Raw genomic sequence first — 20689 nt, 5'->3', positions numbered from 1 at the left:
CATGCTCAGTTTAAAACTTATAAACAAAGGCATTAATGTTCATTCCCGCACCAACAGAAGCAAATAAAACCACATCATTTTTCTGGATTTTATGATGCTCCAGTTCATCCTTTAAAATCATAGTCAATAAAGACGGAATGGTAGCCACACTGCTGTTTCCCAGTTTATGAATGACCATTGGCATTATATTTTCAGGAACTGGTGTATGATACAACTGGTAAAACCTGTTAACAATAGCCTCATCCATTTTTTCATTAGCCTGATGAATAATAATTTTATTTAATTGACTGATGGAATATCCGCTGCTGTCCAGACATTTTTTCATGGCATCAGGAACATTTACTAAGGCAAACTCATAAATTTTTCGCCCATCCATTTTGATGTATTTTGTATCCTGACATTTCTCGTTGTTGTAAGATTTCCCAAAATACAGATAATCTTTCTCCTCAAAAGTATAAGAGGCTGACAGATGTGCCTTTATTCCAGAGTCATCATCGTTGTTAACTTCCAACACAGCAGCCCCTGCTCCATCAGCATAGATCATACTGTCTCTGTCATGAATATCCACTACACGGGAAAGAGTTTCCCCGCCAATTACCAAACATCGTTTTGCAATACCGGCTTTAATAAATGCATTAGCCTGTATCACTCCTTCAATCCAACCAGGACATCCAAAAAGAACATCATACGCCACGCAGAAGTTATTTCTTATTCCTAATAAATGCTTTACCCTTGCCGCAAGACTTGGAACCGCATCAGATTGAATTGTTCCAAAACGAACATCTCCAAAATTATGGGCAAAAATAATATAGTCTAATGTTTCAGGATCTATTCCTGCATTTTCAATGGCAGCCTTAGCTGCGATAAATCCAAGATCTGAAGTAACCTCTGTACTATGAGCATATCTTCTTTCTTCAATACCTGTAATTTTTTTTAACTTATCTGTAATAGATGTATTATTCTCTTTTAATAATATTCCTTTTTCATTAAGAAAAATATGCTTATCAAAAAATAGATTAGTTATCGTTTCAGATGGTATGTAGTTGCCTACACCAATAATCTTCGTCATCACTTTTAAAATGTTTAATTTCCTGTTTTAAATTAAGTTTGCAGGAATAATTCTATAAATATAATGAATTAACGCAAATACTCACCAATATATTATGGAATGAGACATTTTTACAATAAAGTTCTAACCAAAAACAATAAATACATAACCCAAAAGCAATAGAACAAGCTTATTTAAAAGAAAAAAAGAGGCTTCCCATCGGAAACCTCTTTATTATTTTCAAAAACTGAAAATTATACTTTCATAATTTCAGCTTCTTTTGTCTTAAGATGCTCATCACAAAGCTTTACATATTTGTCCGTATAAGTCTGGATTTCTTCTTCCACTCCTTTTACAACATCTTCAGAAACTCCCTCTATTTTTTTTAGTTCTTTCAAACCATCCTGTCTTGCGTTTCTTACTGTTACTTTAGTCTGCTCAGCTTCCACTTTAGCCTGTTTTGCAAGTTCTTTTCTTCTTTCCTCTGTTAAAGGCGGAACGTTCAGAATAATGTTCTCTCCATTATTAGAAGGTGCAAAACCTAAGTTTGAATTGATGATCGCTTTTTCAATCGCATTGATTGCAGTTCTGTCCCAAGGTTGAATAGAGATTGTCATTGCATCCGGAACAGAAACATTCGCAACCTGGTTGATAGGAGTCATTGCTCCATAGTATTCTACCATTACATCCTGAACCATTGATGTAGAAGCACGTCCTGCTCTAATTCTTTGAAATGCGTGATCCAGGTGCTTTACAGCTGCATCCATGTCTTGTTTTACAGATTCTAATATAAGATCTAATTCTTCCATTATTATATTAAAGTTTGATAAATTACACATATTTTCATACCCACTGATAATCAAATAGTTAAATTTCATAAATCGCCTGTTTTCAAGCTGTTTTTTACTGTTTTTTTACTATTTTTTACTATTCAGTGCTGCAAAAATAATGATTATTTCCATATTTTGGTAAGACTGCCTTCTGTATTTCAAGAAAACTAGAATATTTTTCAAATACAAGTACTCTGATATATATTTATGACTTCTCTTTCATTCTTGTTAGAAGTAATTTCGTAATCGTATTTTCTTATAAAATTACGTGAATAATTATAAATATGCATCCTGTTAGACTGTAAGTCAACTAATTTTGCTTTTATTTCTTTTAATTCTCTACGCCTAATTTAAACATGGTTTTGACATCTTATTCCTTTTCTGGCCAGTATTAATGCATAATAATCGTATCCAAGTAATCTGAAATAGGACTTAGCTTCATCAAAGTCATCAAAACGCAATTTTTCCATAGTAATAGTTTTCCACAATATAACAAAAAGCCCTCTCAAAGAGAAGGCTACTATTACTATTAAGGTAAGAAAATATTTAATTACTAAATTTCAATCTTATTCTTATACCTTTTGCGGCAGGTATACAAAGATAGCTTTCAGTAAAAATGTGTACTGCTACTACATGCTTACCTTGAGATGTCCATTGGTCAATATAAGTCTTAAAATGATGATAAACAGTATTAGCCGCATCATTCGTCATTGATGCATTATAAGGGAATATATCTCCGTAGTATAACGCATTATCCTCGTCTTGCCCGTACGAATACTCGGCATTATTATCATAAGGGGTAGGATCGCTTAGGTAATCTCCATATGCATTATATCCATAGTAAATTGTCGGACCACCTAGAAAAGGACCATTTATAGACGGAAATAAAGCTTGCGCAACAAATTTATCAAGGTATATTTGGTTTCTTCCCCACATTGGAGTTCCTTCCTTGTATAGTACCTCGTAATTACTGATGTACGGATAGTTTGGATTTACGTTGATAGGATTAATGAAGCTGGTCGAACCACACTTAAAAGTAGTAGGATCACCAGACGAACCTTTCTCCGAACCTTTTTTAAAAGCTTGAATTTTTGATTCAGATAGTGTAGATTTTTCCTGATTTCCTATTTCTTCATTTGTTGAACAAGAAAATAGCAACACACTGCTTGCTAGCAGAAGTAATTTTTTCATAGTTATTAGTTTAGTTAAGTCTCAAAGATAGAAATATTATTGAATATATAAAATACCACACAATATATATTTATTTTCATCAAAGAAATAAGGTTTATTTTTTTGGATCAGCAATTGCCTTTTTCTCCATTTAAGAATTTATTTCCTCTTGCATTTTATCCACATTCTTTATTCCTGCTTTTTCCATAGTTGATTTTTGACTGAATAATGGTTGATTTCCGTTTACTGACATTAGCATTTCGCAGAACTTGGCTTCGTTGTTTATGATGTAAGGAGTGATAATTGGTTCTGCATCTAGATCATATTTCGGAATCATGATTGTTTTCGAATAATACCTATTTCCAATATGGATTTTATGTACTTGTCTTCTCTTTGGAAAAAAGAACGTTGTTTTATCTGAAAATTATCTTACAGCAAAATTTTCGGGTATAAATACCTATGGGATATTTTGGTTATTTCTACTTAGTGTGATATCATTTTTAATGACTTCCTTTACTCTATCTTTTAAACAAAACTTCAGCAGGTATTCTAAATATAATATCTGCAATGACAATGGAAAATCTTAGAGAAGATATTTTTTAGAAAAACAATTATAAACTAATTAAACCAATCACATTATGACAAATCCATCTTTAGATGCCTATCAACAAGTATTTGGTATGGCAGGTCTTGCCAACCGTGCCGGAGGTTACAACGGTTTTGGCATTCAACTACAGCAACAGCTTCAGTATGATTTATCTTTTTATTTTAATAATGTTCCTCCTGTTAAAATAATGGACCAAAAAACACCTTCAACAGCTGACCCTTCAGTTCTACCGGTATTAGGAAGCTGGGATCTTGTCTGGGGACCTGCACTGATTGAAGAAAAAAATGAAAAGGGTGTACCTACAGGAGTTGCAGATAATGCATTATATGTAGCTAAATGTGATGCTGTTGCATTTCCTGGAGGTCCTACATTGCCTACTTACGTTGTAGCTATTGCAGCAACTAATCCTTCGTCACTTTACGATTGGGAAACAGAAGATTTCTCAGTTTCAGAAGTGGTAAACTGGACGACTTATAATCCTTCCAATTTCGCTCCATCAGCTTATAATGGCACTGACCCTTATATTTCAAAAGGTACTGCTACCGGTGTAAGTATCCTTCTCGGACTTGAAAGCCCTCAATCTGCAGCTTCACCTAATACTACACTGCAGCAGTTTCTTGCAGGGTTAAATCCGGAACCAGGTACAGCTATTATATTTTGCGGACACAGTCTTGCAGGAGCATTATCTCCTACACTTGCCCTTTATCTGAAAGAAAATAAAGATCTGAATGCATTCGGTGTAACGCTTGTATACCCTACCGCAGGGCCAACTCCAGGTGAGACAGCATTTGCCAGCCTGTTCAATAGTAAATTTCCACCGTTACCTCCAGGATGGCAGCAACAAACAGGTACTTACCAAAGCTGGAATACCATGCACTGGAATGATTTGGATGTAGTGCCTCATGCGTGGCCGGTATCAGAACTGGGAAAGATCGCAACTATATACGGCCAGGCACCTACAAATATGACGGCCTCCATATTAAATGCTTTACAGAAAATGGCTATCGATGATTCTTCAAAATCAGGAGCCAGTTATACAAGAATACAAAACAAATCACTTCCAGGTCAACTACAGCACTCAAGCAGCTCCTCGATCAGTATCAAAACACCTCCTGAAACTTTGCAAGACTATATGCTTCAGCTATCAGTACAACATGTGGGGATGTATAATGGTATTCCTGCGGCAGGGTCTAATCCAGAAGTAAAAGGTCTTATTTTATCACAGCCATTACCCAAACCAAACGTTGTGAAGTTGGTACCGGGAGTAACTGCTGTCACCGAATTTGAGATGATCATGAAAATAATAAATCAGATCATTGAATGGGTTTTCTCCCATTACACTTTGGTTGAAAAGGAAAATGCCAAGCAGAACATTGAGGCAGATAAATAATTATTAAAACTACTATAAAAACAAAAACACCTGTCACGATTATCGTGGCAGGTGTTTTTTATATTTTCATACAAAAGTTGATTACAAATCAACCAAAGTACCCACATTTTCTCCGTCTACAATTTTTGACAGGTTACCCTCTTTATTCATATCGAATACGATGATTGGCAATTTGTTTTCATGGCTCAAAGTAAAGGCAGTCATATCCATTACTTTAAGGTTTTTTTCAAATACTTCATCGAAAGATAATGAATTGTATTTTACAGCATCAGCATTTTTTTCAGGATCGCTGTCATAGATTCCGTCTACTCTTGTTCCTTTTAAGATCACATCAGCTCCAATTTCGATAGCTCTTAAAGTAGCTGCTGTATCTGTAGTAAAATAAGGATTTCCTGTTCCTGCTCCGAAGATCACTACTCTTCCTTTTTCAAGGTGTCTTACTGCTCTTCTTTTGATGAAAGGTTCAGCTACTTTATCCATTTCGATAGCAGACTGAAGTCTTGTTTTGATTCCTGCATCTTCCAATGCTCCCTGCAGTGCCATACCATTGATGACAGTTGCCAGCATTCCCATATAGTCTCCCTGTACTCTGTCCATTCCTTTTGCAGCTCCTGCAACACCACGGAAAATATTTCCTCCTCCAATGACGATCGCAACTTCACAGCCTTTTTCGACTACTTTCTTGATCTCAACAGCATATTCCTGCAGTCTTTCGGTATCAATACCATATTGTCTGTTTCCCATTAAGGCCTCACCGCTTAGTTTCAGAAGGATTCTTTTATATTTCATCTTTTATTTTTAATAACTTTTTACTAGTAGGGTTTCCCCAGAATTTGATTTTGCAAATATAATCATTAAAGATATTGATAAAAGAAAAATATTTAAATAGAAATAATGTAAGAAATATTTTGAAAAGTACGAAAAAGGATTATTTTTGCATTAATTATAAATTGAGTTGAAGAAAATTATCATTTTTTCATTATTTCTATCAGGAATTGTTTCTTATGCGCAAACAGGAACAAATGTTTATCCGTTCTTAAATGTACCTGTATCTGCAAGACAGGCTGCTTTGGGTGGTGATGCAATTTCGATAAGAGATTATGATGTTTCCTTTGCTATTGCAAACCCTGCCCTGTTAAATAAAGATTCTGACAAACAGCTTTCTGTAAACGCAACAGCTTATCTTGCCGATTCAAAATACGGAACTATTGCTTATGCCAAAGACTTTGAGAACGGCCACATGGCTACCATCAATGCCAGGTATATGAGCTATGGAAGTACACCGAGAACGGATGAAAGCGGTTTCGAAAACGGAGAATTCAAAGCGTCAGATGTAGCTATTGGTGCAGGCTATGCCTACCAGTTTGAAGAAGACTGGACGATTGGTGGAGGACTTAATTTCGTTACCTCAAAAATTGACAACTATACTTCTTCCGCAATTTCAGGAACAGCGGGCGTTACCTATCATAATAAAAAAAATAAAGAAGTACTTTCTCTGGTGATGAGAAATTTCGGTTTCCAGCTGAAATCATTCAATGGAACTAGAGAAAATCTTCCTTTCAGAATTGATCTGGGGTATACCAAAATAATCAAGAACTTCCCTCTTGCGATCACTATTACAGCGCATGATCTTCAGAAATTCGATATTTCTTCAGAATATAACCTTGACGGACAGGAAGTAAATGCCGGCAGAAAAATTGCAGACCACTTTTCATTGGGAGCTGAACTGTTTCCGGAAAAGAATTTCAACATCCGATTGGGTTATAATGTAAAAAGAGGAAATGAACTGGCTGTTGCAGATCAAAGAAACTTCTCGGGACTTTCTGCAGGATTTGGAGTAAAAGTTTCCAGATTCCGTATAGATTATGCACACGTAAGATATCACAACTCTTCAAATGTCAATCAGATAGGAATCTCCATGGACCTTTCCAGCCACAGAGGAGAGTAATCTTTCCGGCTGAAATTTTCTTAATTATTCTGAAATTTTCTTACTTCCTCTTGATTTTTAAGAAAAAATCTTGAAATTTGCAGTATGAAAAAACCTGTAATTGCTATCGATGGGTACTCGTCTACCGGAAAAAGTTCTATCTCTAAAATCATTGCAGATAAACTGGGACTTATTCATATGGATACAGGAGCTCTCTACCGAGGAGTTACCTGGTATGCATTGCAGCATTGTCTGGACGAAAATGGAGGAATTGATCTCAATACCCTATTCTCTTCTTTAGACCAGATCAGCCTTGAGTTTAAAAGCAACGATGGAACACTTATCCTTTTTCTTAATGACACGGATATCTCTAAAGAAATCCGCACCAATATAGTATCTGACAATGTAAGCCTTGTTGCCAAGCAGAAAGAGGTAAGAGATTTTTTACTGCAGTCACAGCGCACTTTGGCAGAAAAAGGAGGTGTCATTATGGACGGACGTGACATTGGGACAGTAGTTCTGCCAAATGCGGACTATAAATTCTTTCTTACTGCCAGTATTGACGAAAGAACCAGTAGAAGGTTCCTGGAACTGCAAGGCATGGGAATTGAAGCAGATAAAGAGCAGGTAAAGCAAAACCTTATAGAACGGGACAAGATTGACAGTGAGCGTGAAATAGCCCCATTGAAGCAGGCTGAAGACGCTATCATTATTGATAATTCGGAATTGACCAAAGAAGAAACTATAGAACTTATTTTATCTCACATCGAAAAGATTTAACAATTTTTAATAGGCTTAAAGCCTCCTTTGGTATACAAATTGTAAGTTTTATTACTGTAAAAACTAATCTATTATTAATTATTAAAAAACTTAAAATGTCTAGAAAAGGAAATAATACAGCAGGTATATTGGCAGGACTTCTTGCAGGTGCTGCAGCAGGTGTAATCTTAGGAATGCTTTACGCACCGGAAGAAGGTAAAGAAACCAGAAAAAAGATAAAAGATAAGGCAAATGATCTTAAAGATCAGGCTAAAAATAAATACGGAGAGGTTTCTGAAAAAGTAAAAGACCAATATGGCAATATTTCTTCTACTTTCAAAGAAACTGCAAACAGCGTAGCACATACTGTGAAAGACGGATATGACAAATACAAAGATCAGATTGTTTCTAAAACTGCAGACGTAGTAAAGGATGTAGAAGCAGAACTGAACGATCTAAAAAAATAAGTAATTTATCTTTTTCAAGTAAATTACAGAAAGGAACTTTTGTGCGAAAGTTCCTTTTTTTGTAACTTTAAAAAAAAACAATGATAGAAACTATTAAAGAATACGCCTCCAAGAGAATAGATCTTCTGAAAATTGAAGCTACTGAAAAGTCTTCTCTTTCTGCCGGGCTCATTACTTACTTTGTAGTACTGCTTGTTGCTTTTGCTTTTTTCATTATCCTTTTCAATTTTGGAATCGCTTTCCTTATCGGAAAAGCACTGGATAATTACTCTTACGGATTCTTAATTGTTGCTGCATTCTATGCATTGGTAATGGCGTTTGTCATTGCCTTCAAAACTAAGATTGTCAATACTGTTGCAGATCAGGTTATTAAATTTTTAAATCATTAAACTATGGGCAGAAAATACGAAAGCATAGAAGAATTAAGAAGAAAGAAAAAACTGCTTCAAGGTGAAATAAGTGATCTGGAGAATCTTCTTACCTTCAAAAACACGAAGGAAAGCTTAAGTGCATTTACCAATGGATTAAGTGACCAATACCTTCAGGAAAAGATAGATGAAGACGGCGATGAAAAAGTGGTTCTGAGAAAGGACGTCATTGCTAAACAGCTTACCTCAGAAGTAAAAGATCTGCTGATTAACAAAAATACAGCTGTAGGAATTGCAAGCTCCGCTTTTAAAGGAGGGAATATTACAGACAGCCTTGTTAAATTAGGGGTTACTGCTATCGTAGGAAACTACGCAAAAAAGAATATGAAAAGCTCCAACTGGAAGAAAAAACTGATTGGTGCTGCATTGATCTACCTCGCACCTATAGCGCTGAAATATGTCAGAAAAAAGATGGAAGTATATCAGAAAAATAAAAGTGTTTCCAGCATGGAACAGTTGATATAGAAATTAGATGTTAGAAACTAGAAGTTAGAGAATATCCAGTGATTTATACTAATTTCTAACCTCTAGTTTATAGCTTCTATTTTGAAAATAACTGTCCTAAAATAATCCCGGCAGCCATTGATACATTCAGGCTTTCTGTAGACTGGGATTTTCCGAACCTCGGAATGCTGATACTTTTTTGTAAAAGCTTTTCAGTTTCCGGTCTCATTCCGTTCCCTTCATTTCCTAAGATCAGATTGATCTTTTCGGGTTTTTCAAATGTATAGATATTTTCTCCTTCCATATCAGTTCCGATATTTACATTCTCAGTTGCGGAAAGATATTCCACAAGATCAGTATAAACAACATTAACTCTGGTAAAAGAGCCCATAGTAGCCTGAATAACTTTCGGATTGTAAACATCCACCGTATCTTCACTACAGATAATCTGCTCTATACCGAACCAGTCTGCCAGCCGTATAATCGTACCTAAATTTCCGGGATCCTGTATCCCATCCAAAACCAACTGTATATTCTTATCCGTTAATTTTTCTTCCTCAGCGAGATAACATACCGCTACGGAATCTTTTGGCGTTTTAAGAAAACTAATTTTTTTTAATTCATTTTCAGAGATATGGGTCACAGGAATATCAGTACGGTCCAATTTTTGCGGATCGGTTGACAATATTTCTTTAACTTTAAAGTTAGAATTAAAAAGTTCACAAATGATTTTATTACCTTCAACCAAAAACAAATTGTATTTTTGTCTGAACTTCTTTTTATCTAAAGATTGTAAAACTTTTATTGTATGAGCTGTAAGCATTATAAGAATTCTCCTCAAAAATATTATAAAATTATCTCATTTGCAACATTTGTTGGTCTCCTTTATGCTTGTAGTACAACAAAAAAAGTTCCTGAAGGCGAATATCTGCTTACCAAGAACACATTAGGGTTCGAGGATAAAAAAGAATTTTTCGATGAGGAACTTAAAGATTATATTCAGCAAAAGCCCAATAAAAAGCAATTCCTTTTCATGCCATTAAGTCTTCTTCTGTACAATATGGCTGATACAAAATACGATACAATACTTAACGAATATATGACCTATCCCGGTGAGATGAGGAATCAGAAACTGAGAGACTCTTTATTCCTTAAATATAATATGAAAAGCAGTGTCGGAAAAAGTCTGCTGTTCGATCGTTTATTGCACAATTGGGGAACACCGCCGGTAATACTTGATCAGACAAGAAGCGAAAAAAGTGCTGAATCTATCAAGAAAAGACTTACCTACAGAGGGTACTGGGATGCTGATGTAACATACAAACATACTCTGGATTCTGCTTCTAAAAAAGCATCTGTTAATTATTCTATTAAGCATAATGATCCTACCCGGATTAAAGATTACTTTTACAATATTCCGGATCAGGGGATCAAAGGTTATTATAACTATAATCTGAACAGAAGTCTTATAAGATCCGGACAGATTCTTGATCAGACTGTTCTGGAAAGAGAAGTAACCCGAATTACTGATCTGATGAGGGAGTTTGGGTTCTATAGATTCAATGCTTCCAATGATGAGGTTTATTTTGTAGCTGACTCTCTTAAAAGCAGAAAACAAGTTCCGTTAACTCTCGAAATTCATAAAGACTCTCTGGATACTCCTTATAAAATTTCAACCTTCGGAAATATAGATGTTGCTATTATAGATGAACCGGGTGATTACCCTAAAAATACCAAAAAAGACAGTTTAAGAAGAATAAGATTCCATACGATGAATGATAAATATAAACTTTCATCCATATGGAGAGCTATTATTCCGGACAATAAAAAGGTTTTCGACCAGACCAAGCTTGATGTTACTAAGAGAAATCTTTTGGCGATGAACAATTTTAGCATCGTTAAGGCAAGAGACTCACTGAGACAAGGAGGAATGGCTTCTCCTAACGACAGTATTGTTGATGTTTTATATGTACTGAAACCACTTCCTAAGTACGAGTTTAAACTGGGAACGGATATTAATTATTCCCAGATTCTAAATCTCGGAATTTCTCCTTCCGTAGATCTTACCACCAGAAATGTTTTCAGGGGGGCAGAAAACCTTTCTACAAGCCTTTCGGGGACATTTGGATCTATCAGAAGTACAAAAGATATTGATAAGAGAGTTGCAGCATACGAAATATCAGCTCAGGCATCTTTGAATTTTCCGAGACTTTTGCTTCCATTTAATTATTATAAATTTATCCCTAAACGATATACGCCTACATCTTCTATTCTGTTGGGGGCATCTATACAGAACAACATTGGTTTGGGAAGAATTATCTTTAATACAGGACTTAATTATCAGGCCAGTGTAAATGACCAGGTATATCATAAGCTTACTTTGTTCAATACCCAGGTCAGTCTGACTAAAAATAAAGATGCATACTACGATTACTTTGTGAATGACGGAAGGGTAAAAGATGAGGTTTTCGGGAATTACTTTATGTTTAATCCGGAAACTCAACAAACCGGACAAGATTATAGAGATGGAAAACTCAGCGTAGATGAGGTTTCTAAAAAGATTATCGAGAACGAAGCCTACCGTGGAAGTCTTAATCAGCAGGGAACTGATCTTTTGACAGCGTTCAGAGGAACTTTGGTTAATAAAGACAGACAGACTCAGGATGTGCTTATTTCTTCCATGATTTATAACTTTGTATACAGTGAAATCGGGAAAAAAGAATATCCAAATGCATTTTACTTTAATGGGAAAGTTGAGCTTGCGGGTAACATTTTAAGTTTATTCAACAAAAAAGATAACAGCGGAGGGGTTGTTACCGGCCCTCAAAAAACCATTTTCGGGTTACCGTACGCACAGTTTGTAAAATTTGATATTGATGCCAGAAAATATTTCAAATTCAATGGCAACCAGACATTGGTACTTCGTCAGTTTATCGGGATTGGAATACCGTATGGAAATTCTGAAGATATGCCGATCATCAAGTCTTATTTCAATGGGGGTTCCAACGATATCAGAGCCTGGGTAGCATTTGGAGGGCTAGGTCCTGCAGATTCTCAGGTGGACGAAAGAGTACGTACTTATATGACAGATAATTTAAAGCTTACCACCAATATTGAATACCGAATTCCATTCAATAAGACCTATGAGGGAGCTTTATTTACAGATATAGGAAATACCTGGAGTCTTCGTAACTATAATGACGGATATGGAGATGAGTTTAAATTCAATAAGTTTCTGAAGCAGGTAGGTATCGGAAGTGGATTCGGTTTAAGATTGAATATCGCGTATGTTACGGCAAGAATTGACCTTGCTTATAAAATATATGACCCTAATAAACCTGAAGGAGACCGATGGAGATTCAAATATTTCCAGCCTTTTAAACCTACTGTTAATATTGCGTTCGGATATCCTTTCTAATCCGGAGAAACGCCTAAAATAAAATAGACTACAGCAATCACACGGGCGAGGATTTCCCTCGTCTGATTCCTGTAGAAGCTTTCAGATTTTGTGACATCCTGAGCATCAAATCCCAAAGCATTCATATCATTATTTCTCGCAAAAAATAAGGCCCTCAGGTTATGATATCCCTGAGATACAATAATGACATTTTTCTTTTTATAAACATCCTTACAACGGAGAATACTTTTATAGGTATTGAAACCTTTAGGATCTTCCACAATAATATCTTCCGGAACACCTTCCAGATAAACCAGGTAATTTTTCATTGCTCTCGGTTCATTGTAACCTTTACTCTTCTCACCGCTCACTATGATTTTCTTGATTTTCCCATGATGGTAAAGAAGAGCTGCTGCATCCATTCTTTTTGTGAAATAAGGATTAGATTTTCCAGATCTCATTTTCGGAGATGTTCCCAGAACCAATGCTATTTCTCTTGGTGGAATTTTTGAGATTTTGGTATAGGTTCTCCCGTTGGTAAGCCCGAAAACCCACACATTACAGAAACATATCATCAGAATACCCAATTCCAATGATATAAAACCCAGGTTAAATATGTTCCTAATGACTCTCAACTAAGATCAAAGTTAAGCTTTATTTTTTTACTTTTCACAATAGACATGCAAGCCAATATATGCCCCTGCTGTTCTTCTCGTTCAGTAAGATACTCATTCTCCAGCAGTTCCACTTCTCCGTCTTCTAAAGAACATTCACAGCTTCCACAGATTCCGGATTTGCATGAATAAGGAACCGGGAACTTCTGAATCAGAAGCTGCTGTAAGATTTTATCCTTGTTATCAGGAAGATAAGTAGTATATTTTTTCCCGAGCATGGTAAATTCAATCTCTATATCTTCAATCAAAGGAAATTCTTTTTCTACAGGATAAATATCATCATTAAATTCCTCAAAAAGTTCAAAATGGATGTTCTTTTTCGGAATTCCATGGTGATAGCAGGCATTGGCCAGTGTCTTGATCATTTCTCCTTTTCCGCAAATCAGCACTTCGTCTACAGCATCCCAGATCGTAGATTCTTCATCTGTATCGTCCAAATGGAGAATCTGATTAATGATAAGATTTAATTTTTTGGCATCCAATCTGCCATAAAAAAACTGATCCCCTGTTTTCTCCTGCGAGAAGAAGTAAAATATCTGAAGCCTGTCACCGCATGTTCTGGCAAGATTATCCAATTGATCACGGTACACCAGATCTTCTGAACTTTTATTTCCAAAAAATAAAAACAGCCGGGTTCTGGGTTCTGTGTGAAGAATATTCTTGAAGTGGCTCAAAATCGGGGTAATTCCAATACCTGCAGCAAAGGCTACAATTGTTCTGAATTCACTTGGCTTAGAAACCAATGTAAATCTTCCTCCAGGTTCACTCACCCATAGTACATCACCCACATTATAGTTTTTAAATAACTGGGAAGCAGCACCTTCAGGAGAATTCATCTTTATTCCCAGACCTATTTTTCCTTCATAAGGTGCCGAAGTCATTGAATAATCATTAATAACCTCTTTACCATGTGCTTGAAATTTTATACTAACGAACTGCCCCGCTTCAAATCTGAAATTTTCTTTTAAATTCTCAGGAATATCAAACTCCAGAGAAAAAGTATTTTTGGTCAGCTCTTCCTTTTTCGCTATTTTTAACGGATGAAACTGTATCAGTTTTCCTTTATAGATTTGTTGTTCCATAACTTCAATTCAAAAATAGATAAAAAATAATTTATGAAGAAGATAATTTTATCCACGTTACTCCTTACTGCATTGTACAGCTGTAAAAAAGAAGGCCAGAAAACTGAAAATATTGCAGCTTCAGATTCTCTTTCTGTAACCCAACCTACAGGTGCTGAGGAAAGTACGTATATCCCCAAAGAACTTTCTCCTGAAAATGTAAGTCAGTATTTAGCAAAAAATAATGATACTTTATATGTCACCAACTTTTTTGCAACCTGGTGCGGTCCCTGCATGAGAGAAATTCCTAGTTTTAAAAGTAAAATGGAGGAGCTGAAGAGCAAACCCGTAAAATTCACTTTCATAAACCTTGACGACAAAGCTGACTGGGCTGGTGCTGTAAAGAATTTTGCAACAGAAAATAAACTGGGGAAAAATGTTATCCTACTTGATGGACAAAAACTAGATCAAAATTTCTTCTCTTCCAATTTCAAACAATGGGACGGAGGTTCTATTCCTTTTACTTTCATGAGAAAAGGAGATAAAACCGATGAATATCTGGGAATGATGACGGAAGATGTATTAAATTCAAAAATCGATTCTTTCTTACAATAAAAATAGACTGAACTCTTTCTGAATTATGTTAAAAAGATTTAAAATCCTGTGTTTGCTATTTGTGATTGCCATTATTATGAGTGCTGTCATCAATCTGAACACAGGATTTTTAAGTTTAAGCTTCCAGGATTTTTTTCTGGATTCTGCTCATAATCAAATCGCTGAAATCCGCATCAACCGTGTTTTGGTAATGATGCTGGCCGGAATTTCAATTCCTACTTCAGGTTTTCTGATGCAGGAATATTTTCAAAACCCGCTGGCAGGACCTGATATATTGGGAATCACTTCAGTTGCCAGCTTGTCTGTTGCCTTTTATATTTTCTTTTCCCACAATATTTTACTTCCTGAGTTTTTACAGAACAGTTTTCTCAGTTTATCAGCCATTGGAGGAAGTTTTCTCTTAATGCTGATATTGCTGTCGATGTCTAACAGATTTCAGGACAAATCTTATCTTATTATTTTCGGATTTCTGGTATCTGCTTTTGCCGGAGCAATTGTATCACTGCTTCAGTTTTATGCCGAGAATCAAAGCTTGAAAAACTATATATTATGGTCTTTCGGAGCCAATAATATGGTGACCAGAAACCAGATTTATGTGTTGTTTGTTTTGGTTTTAATTGGGGTATTTATCTGTTTCAGAGCTATAAAACCACTTATTGGAAACTCTCTCGGAAACTCCTATGCACAAAGTTTAGGGGTAAATCTGAAACAGCTGAAGCTTCTGATAATAGTTGCTTCCTCGCTCCTTTCAGCTTCAGTTACTGCATTTCTGGGACCTATTCTTTTTATCGGAATTATTGTTCCTCACTTTTGCAGACTCATCTATAATCCATCCAAATTATGGCAGCAATGGATTCTTAATATGTTTCTGGGAATACTGATTATGTTATTTTTCTCAGTTATTGCAGAAAAAACCCAAATCCCTTTGAATGTAATAAGCTCTGTATTTGGAATTCCTGTGATTCTGATGATGCTTTTGAAGCAGAATAAAGTGTAATTTTTTTGTTGGAGAGCGCAAAGACGCAAAGATTTTATCTCCGATAAAATTGAAAACTGCATATTTAAATCATAAAATTATACACACATGCTTGCTGAAAATCTTTGATTTTCTTGCGCTTTAAAAATATACACAACGTATTACAAACCTTTGCGCCTTTGCGTTTACCTAAACAATAAAACTATACTCACACTTTCCGAAGGTTTTTAATTTTCTTATACATCATAGATTACAGTCTTCCATCTCACAATTATTAACCAACAATTCATATATTTAGATTCAACAAAACACCACAAATGACAGAAAATGAATTATCAAAAGTAGTTTTTGAAACCGGTTTAAAGATTCATAAAAAACTTGGAGCGGGACTCTTTGAACATGTATACAAAGAATGTATGTTCTATGAATTAACAAAATCGGGGTTTATGGTAGAAAAGCAAAAACTTTGTCCCATCATTTATGAAGATTTGAAAATAGAGAACGCTTTCAAACTTGATATGATGATTGAAAACAAATTAATTTTAGAAATAAAAACTGTCGATTACATTAGCCCAACTCATAAAGCGCAACTTTTAACTTATTTAAAAATGACAAACTGTAAATTAGGCATGTTGCTTAACTTTCAATCTGATGTTTTCAAAAACGGAGTGACAAGAATCGTGAACAGCTTATAGATCATACAGAATAAAAATTTAGAAAAGTCAAATTCCCTGCGCCTTAAAAACACTATTTTTGTAAAACATTTTAATCTTTTGCAGATAACTAACAAGAGCATGCACTTACAGATCAAACAGGCAAATATCGGTTACAATACAACCTTAATCTCCAATGCCAATGCGGACTTGAAGCTTGGTGACGTATGCCTGCTGATTGGTAACAACGGTGTAGGAAAAACAACATTAATCAAATCTATTCTGCACCAGCTGCCTTTACTTAATGGGGAAATTTCTATTCATGGAAAAAATGTAAAAAGTCTTTCTGTAAAAGAAATTGCGGAGAATATTGCTATTGTTTTTTCAAAATCGGTCATTCCGCAGCATTATACGGTTGAAGATCTTATCTCTCTGGGAAAATACATCTACTACCCTTTTTATTTTGAGCTAAAAAAAGAAGACCGTGAAGAAGTTGCCCACATCATTGAAGAACTGGATTTAAACCAATACAGATCTGCCCTTCTGAAAAATCTCTCAGACGGAAACCTTCAGAAGGCATTTATCGGACGTGCGATAACACAAAACTCTCCGATCATCATCCTGGATGAACCAACTACCCATCTGGATGAGAAAAACAAAATCATTATTCTTAAAACTTTAAGAAAACTGGCCAAAGAACAAAATAAACTTATCCTGTTTTCTTCTCATGACTGGCGACTGGCCAAAGAGTTTGCAGACAAAATATGGTATGTAAAGGAAAACCATTTGTATTCAGGGATTGTTGAGGATATTTTACTTCAGCATAATGAGCTTACCAACGCATCATTATTTCAAATCAATGAGACTTTTATTCCGTCTTTTATTTCTGCACCGCAGTTTCACAAGGAAATGCTGTATTCTCTCCTTCAAAAAAACTTCCAAAAAGACCTGTCTGACCTAAATTTCGAGTTTCAAAACGGTTTTTGGGTAATTATTAAAGATTCCTCTACTTACCAATGTGAATCTTTTGAAGAAATCATCAATTTAGTCTCAAACATTCATTAATACTAAGTTTTCTTTGATTAATCCATATACTATGCATGCATAGTATTATGCTAATCATACAATTTAATCTATTTATTATCAGCTTATTAACAAAATTTAACGTTAGTAAATACTATGCATGCATAATATTTACTAAATTTGGGTAAAACCATTGGCGCAAAAATGATGGATAATAATAAAGAAAAAATAGAAAACGTAGATTTAATTTTAAAACAGACCTGGTTGGCTGTTTCTAAAATGTACACAGAACTAGCTCAGGAACATGATTCCACAGCGGTACAGGCACTTACTCTTCTTAAAATTGATCCAAAAGAAGGAACCCGAAGTACCAATCTTGGTCCAAAGATGGCTATTGAACCCACTTCATTAACGAGAATTATCAAACTTCTGGAAGATAACGGATATATCTATAAGGAAAAGACAACCACTGATAAAAGAGAGGTTATCATTAAGCTTACAGATAAAGGATTAAACTCCAGAAACATGTCAAAAGAAGTTGTTGTCAACTTCAACAAGAAGGTGATGGAAAAAATAGCCCCGGAAAAGCTGGATGCCTTCAAAGACGTGATGACCGAAATAATGAAAATAGCAAACGAATTATTAAACAACAGAAAATAAATTATGATGAAACCTTTGGGTATCATATAATATTATAAAAATAAAAATTTACATATGAAAAGAAGAATCAAACATGTAACGGTTCTTGGTTCAGGAATTATGGGAAGCGGTATCGCTGCTCACTTCGCCAACATCGGTGTTGAAGTATCACTCTTGGATATTGTTCCTTTTGAACTTACTGAAGCTGAACAGAAAAAAGGTTTGACCAAAGATGATAAGGTAGTAAGAAACAGAATTGCTTCCGAAAACTTTGAAAAACTTAAAAAAGCAAGTCCTGCACTTCTTTATTCACCAAAGTTTGCAGACAGAATTAAAATCGGAAACTTCGATGATGATCTTCCGAAAATAAAAAACACAGACTGGATCATTGAAGTAGTAGTAGAAAGACTTGACATCAAGAAGTCTGTATACGAAAAGATTGAACAGTTCAGAAAACCGGGAACACTGATTTCTTCTAATACTTCCGGTATTCCTATTCACTTCCTTACTGAAGGAAGAAGCGAAGATTTCAAAAAATATTTCGCAGGGACACACTTCTTCAACCCGGTAAGATACCTTCCTCTTTTAGAGATTATCCCTACCAATGATACAGCTCCTGAAATTATAGATTTCTATATGAACTACGGGGCGAAATTCTTAGGTAAAACTACTGTTTTAGCCAAAGATACACCTGCTTTCATCGCCAACAGAATTGGAGTGTTCTCTATGATGGATCTTCTTCATAATGTACAGAAATTAGGACTTACCGTTTCTGATGTTGATAAATTAACAGGTCCTGTAATTGGACGTCCGAAATCTGCCACGTTCAGAACAGCTGACGTTGTAGGCCTTGATACATTGGTAATGGTAGCCAATGGAGTTCGTCAGAGCGGTGCTGAAGCCAATGATTTCAATGATGTTTTTGCTCTTCCGGGCTATATCCAGAAAATGATGGATAATAAATGGCTAGGTTCAAAAACAGAACAAGGTTTCTATAAAAAAGTGAAAAACGCAGAAGGAAAATCTGAAATTCATGGATTAAACCTTGATACTTTAGAGTATGAACTTCAAGGAAAATCATCATTCCCTACTTTAGAATTAACAAAAGCTATTGATAAACCAATTGACAGATTCAAAGTTCTGATCGGAGGTAAAGATAAAGCCGGTGAATTGTATAGAAAATCTTTAGGAGCATTATTCGCTTACATTTCACATAAAGTTCCTGAAATCTCTGACGAAGTTTACAAAATTGACGATGCCATGAGAGCTGGTTTCGGATGGGAAAACGGACCATTTGAAATCTGGGATGCTGTAGGCGTTGCAAAAGGTATTGAACTGGCAAAAGATGCAGGCTACGAAGTTTCAGACTGGGTCAAAAACGTAGAGACCTTCTATAAAGTAAATGATGAAGGACAAAGCATTTATGTTGACAAAAACTCAGGAGAATACAACAAAATCCCTGGTCAGGATGCATTCATTATCTTAGACAATATCAGAAAAAATAAAACGCTTTGGAGTAATTCCGGTGCTGCTATTGAAGATTTAGGAGACGGAATCATCAACTTCGAGATCCGTTCAAAAATGAACTCTCTTGGAGGCGAAGTTCTTGATGGATTAAACAGAGCGATTGATTTAGCAGAAAAAGAATATGACGGATTAGTTGTAGGAAACCAAGGAGCTAACTTCTCAGTAGGAGCTAACCTTGCTATGATCCTTATGATGGCTATCGAGCAGGATTGGGATGATTTGAATATGGCAATCGCTTACTTCCAGAAATCAATGATGAGAGTACGTTACTCCTCTATTCCTGTAGTTGTTGCTCCTCACGGAATGACTCTCGGTGGAGGATGCGAAATGACAATGCACGCCGACCGAGTGGTTGCAGCAGCAGAAACGTACATCGGACTTGTAGAAACCGGAGTTGGTGTAATTCCTGGCGGAGGTGGTACTAAAGAATTGACTTTAAGAACTTCCAGAGAATTCCACAGCGATGATGTTAAAAACAACAGACTTCGTGAAGCTTTCATGAACATCGCAATGGGTAAAGTAGCTACTTCTGCTTATGAAGCTTACGATATGGGAATCCTTGAAAAAGGGAAAGACATCGTTTCTGTAAGCAAAAACAGACAGATTGCAGAAGCTAAAAAAGTAGCAAAACTATTGGCAGAACAAGGATATACTCAGCCAATCGAGCAAAAAGTAAAAGTTCTTGGTAAAGATGCATTAGGAATGTTCTATGTAGGAACTGACCAGATGTTAACCGGAAACTTCATCTCTGCACATGATAAGAAAATTGCAGATAAACTAGCCAACGTAATGGTAGGTGGAAATCTATCTGAACCAACAGTTGTTACAGAACAATACTTGCTGAATCTTGAAAGAGAAACCTTCCTTCAGCTTTGTGGAGAAAGAAAAACTTTAGAAAGAATCCAGTACATGTTACAGAACGGAAAACCATTAAGAAACTAATCATTTCAAAAAAATAATTAACGAACACTTTGTCATTCCGAAGGAATCAAAACATTGGAAAGATGCTTTTTAGCATGACAAACAGTATGGTTAATTTTTATAACAATTAATA

The 20689-nt window shown here is 35.6% G+C and carries 21 protein-coding genes; 13 read left to right on the top strand and 8 right to left on the bottom strand.

Going from position 1 to position 20689, the window contains the following annotated elements; genetic code table 11:
- Positions 1 to 10: 10 nt before the first annotated feature.
- The 4 genes from KIK00_RS03200 to KIK00_RS03185 all read right to left on the bottom strand — a co-directional run bounded on the left by KIK00_RS03200 (position 11) and on the right by KIK00_RS03185 (position 3385).
- Positions 11 to 1072 (bottom strand): 3-oxoacyl-ACP synthase III family protein, encoded by a 1062-nt coding sequence (locus tag KIK00_RS03200; RefSeq protein ID WP_255815112.1) that lies wholly within the window; start codon positions 1070 to 1072, stop codon positions 11 to 13.
- 230 nt (positions 1073 to 1302) lie between these two features.
- Positions 1303 to 1857, bottom strand: a complete 555-nt coding sequence (gene frr, locus KIK00_RS03195; RefSeq protein ID WP_255816647.1) for a ribosome recycling factor — start codon at positions 1855 to 1857, stop codon at positions 1303 to 1305.
- Positions 1858 to 2424: 567 nt separating this feature from the next.
- Positions 2425 to 3069 carry a hypothetical protein gene (locus KIK00_RS03190; protein WP_255815111.1) on the bottom strand — a complete coding sequence of 215 codons (645 nt, stop codon included), beginning with the start codon at positions 3067 to 3069 and terminating at the stop codon, positions 2425 to 2427.
- 130 nt (positions 3070 to 3199) lie between these two features.
- Positions 3200 to 3385 (bottom strand): hypothetical protein, encoded by a 186-nt coding sequence (locus KIK00_RS03185; RefSeq protein WP_255815110.1) that lies wholly within the window; start codon positions 3383 to 3385, stop codon positions 3200 to 3202.
- Positions 3386 to 3686: 301 nt separating this feature from the next.
- On the opposite strand from KIK00_RS03185, the gene KIK00_RS03180 reads away from it, so the two are divergent.
- On the top strand, positions 3687 to 5045 hold the full coding sequence (locus KIK00_RS03180; RefSeq protein ID WP_255815109.1) for a lipase family protein: 1359 nt from the start codon (positions 3687 to 3689) through the stop codon (positions 5043 to 5045).
- Positions 5046 to 5126: 81 nt separating this feature from the next.
- Here the strand turns inward: KIK00_RS03180 and pyrH are convergent, their stop codons facing one another.
- Positions 5127 to 5834, bottom strand: coding sequence for a UMP kinase (gene pyrH, locus KIK00_RS03175; protein WP_255815108.1), 708 nt, complete (start codon positions 5832 to 5834; stop codon positions 5127 to 5129).
- A 166-nt stretch (positions 5835 to 6000) separates the two neighbouring features.
- Here pyrH and porQ point away from each other — a divergent pair, with 166 nt between their 5' ends.
- The 5 genes from porQ to KIK00_RS03150 all read left to right on the top strand — a co-directional run bounded on the left by porQ (position 6001) and on the right by KIK00_RS03150 (position 9091).
- Entirely contained in the window at positions 6001 to 6993 is a 993-nt protein-coding gene (porQ, locus tag KIK00_RS03170; protein ID WP_255815107.1) for a type IX secretion system protein PorQ, read from the top strand.
- 84 nt (positions 6994 to 7077) lie between these two features.
- Positions 7078 to 7752 carry a (d)CMP kinase gene (gene cmk, locus KIK00_RS03165; RefSeq protein ID WP_255815106.1) on the top strand — a complete coding sequence of 225 codons (675 nt, stop codon included), beginning with the start codon at positions 7078 to 7080 and terminating at the stop codon, positions 7750 to 7752.
- 95 nt (positions 7753 to 7847) lie between these two features.
- Positions 7848 to 8198, top strand: coding sequence for a YtxH domain-containing protein (locus KIK00_RS03160; protein ID WP_255815105.1), 351 nt, complete (start codon positions 7848 to 7850; stop codon positions 8196 to 8198).
- An 80-nt stretch (positions 8199 to 8278) separates the two neighbouring features.
- Positions 8279 to 8587 carry a phage holin family protein gene (locus tag KIK00_RS03155; protein ID WP_255815104.1) on the top strand — a complete coding sequence of 103 codons (309 nt, stop codon included), beginning with the start codon at positions 8279 to 8281 and terminating at the stop codon, positions 8585 to 8587.
- A 3-nt stretch (positions 8588 to 8590) separates the two neighbouring features.
- Complete coding sequence (locus tag KIK00_RS03150) at positions 8591 to 9091, top strand: hypothetical protein (RefSeq protein WP_047375134.1); 501 nt, start codon at positions 8591 to 8593, stop codon at positions 9089 to 9091.
- A 76-nt stretch (positions 9092 to 9167) separates the two neighbouring features.
- On the opposite strand, the gene KIK00_RS03145 is transcribed toward KIK00_RS03150, so the two are convergent.
- The gene (locus KIK00_RS03145; RefSeq protein WP_255815103.1) at positions 9168 to 9893 is read right to left on the bottom strand and encodes an RNA methyltransferase; all 726 of its coding nucleotides are present in this window, start codon (positions 9891 to 9893) and stop codon (positions 9168 to 9170) included.
- Between KIK00_RS03145 and KIK00_RS03140 the strand changes: the two genes are divergently transcribed.
- Positions 9879 to 12488: a BamA/TamA family outer membrane protein gene (locus KIK00_RS03140; protein ID WP_255815102.1), complete on the top strand. Its 2610-nt coding sequence runs from the start codon at positions 9879 to 9881 to the stop codon at positions 12486 to 12488. The genes KIK00_RS03145 and KIK00_RS03140 overlap by 15 nt on opposite strands.
- Here the strand turns inward: KIK00_RS03140 and KIK00_RS03135 are convergent.
- Both KIK00_RS03135 and KIK00_RS03130 read right to left on the bottom strand, forming a co-directional pair.
- Entirely contained in the window at positions 12485 to 13042 is a 558-nt protein-coding gene (locus tag KIK00_RS03135) for a vancomycin high temperature exclusion protein (protein ID WP_370647742.1), read from the bottom strand. The genes KIK00_RS03140 and KIK00_RS03135 overlap by 4 nt on opposite strands.
- 56 nt (positions 13043 to 13098) lie before the next feature.
- Positions 13099 to 14223: a ferredoxin--NADP reductase gene (locus KIK00_RS03130; protein ID WP_255815100.1), complete on the bottom strand. Its 1125-nt coding sequence runs from the start codon at positions 14221 to 14223 to the stop codon at positions 13099 to 13101.
- Between the two features lie 33 nt (positions 14224 to 14256).
- Between KIK00_RS03130 and KIK00_RS03125 the strand changes: the two genes are divergently transcribed.
- The 6 genes from KIK00_RS03125 to KIK00_RS03100 all read left to right on the top strand — a co-directional run bounded on the left by KIK00_RS03125 (position 14257) and on the right by KIK00_RS03100 (position 20577).
- Entirely contained in the window at positions 14257 to 14817 is a 561-nt protein-coding gene (locus KIK00_RS03125; protein WP_255815099.1) for a TlpA family protein disulfide reductase, read from the top strand.
- 25 nt (positions 14818 to 14842) lie between these two features.
- The gene (locus tag KIK00_RS03120; protein ID WP_255815098.1) at positions 14843 to 15814 is read left to right on the top strand and encodes an iron ABC transporter permease; all 972 of its coding nucleotides are present in this window, start codon (positions 14843 to 14845) and stop codon (positions 15812 to 15814) included.
- Positions 15815 to 16110: 296 nt separating this feature from the next.
- A complete protein-coding gene (locus KIK00_RS03115; RefSeq protein ID WP_255815097.1) occupies positions 16111 to 16488 on the top strand; it encodes a GxxExxY protein in 378 nt (125 codons plus the stop codon).
- Between the two features lie 99 nt (positions 16489 to 16587).
- A complete protein-coding gene (locus tag KIK00_RS03110) occupies positions 16588 to 17511 on the top strand; it encodes an ABC transporter ATP-binding protein (protein WP_255815096.1) in 924 nt (307 codons plus the stop codon).
- A 165-nt stretch (positions 17512 to 17676) separates the two neighbouring features.
- On the top strand, positions 17677 to 18129 hold the full coding sequence (locus KIK00_RS03105) for a MarR family winged helix-turn-helix transcriptional regulator (RefSeq protein WP_034694513.1): 453 nt from the start codon (positions 17677 to 17679) through the stop codon (positions 18127 to 18129).
- 54 nt (positions 18130 to 18183) lie between these two features.
- Positions 18184 to 20577, top strand: coding sequence for a 3-hydroxyacyl-CoA dehydrogenase/enoyl-CoA hydratase family protein (locus tag KIK00_RS03100; protein WP_255815095.1), 2394 nt, complete (start codon positions 18184 to 18186; stop codon positions 20575 to 20577).
- The last annotated feature ends 112 nt before the right edge of the window (positions 20578 to 20689 follow it).

The sequence above is a fragment of the Chryseobacterium sp. MA9 genome (genome assembly GCF_024399315.1).
Lineage (GTDB): Bacteria > Bacteroidota > Bacteroidia > Flavobacteriales > Weeksellaceae > Chryseobacterium.
The sequence above is the reverse complement of the archived record's forward strand: the minus strand, read 5'-3'. Positions and strand labels throughout refer to the sequence as shown.